Source organism: Microbacterium sp. 69-10, from assembly GCF_001897945.1.
In the GTDB taxonomy this organism is placed as follows: Bacteria; Actinomycetota; Actinomycetes; order Actinomycetales; family Microbacteriaceae; genus Microbacterium.
Genome location: NZ_MKRT01000010.1, coordinates 27,394 through 27,713 on the forward strand (window position 1 = coordinate 27,394; position 320 = coordinate 27,713).

Annotated in this window: 1 protein-coding gene; it reads left to right on the forward strand. The window is 70.0% G+C overall.

From position 1 onward, the window contains the following. A partial coding sequence (locus BGN97_RS04285) for a DUF3159 domain-containing protein (protein WP_292698340.1) occupies positions 1–302 on the forward strand: 302 nt, incomplete at its 5' end. Positions 303–320 lie beyond the last annotated feature (18 nt).

Here is a 320-nt window from a genome sequence, read left to right on the forward strand (position 1 = left end):
GCACCGCCATGATCGTGGCCGCGCTGGTGGGCTGGTCGCTGATCGGGCTGGCCGTGGGCTTCCTCATGGGGGAGGGCACGGACTGGCGCCAGGATCGCCGCAAACGGCGGGCGTTCTTCTGGCTCGGCATCGCGTGGGGCGTGCTCTTCTGCGCGCGCCTGGGCGTGCAGCTGCCGCTCTATCTCACCGACCAGGTCACCCTCCTGGGAACGCTGAAGCTCATCATGGGGCTGCCGCTGTTCGCCCCGCTCGTCGCCGTGACCTGGCTCGTCGTCAGGGCCCTGTATCGGCGCGGCGAGTGACGCAGGCACCGTTCACCT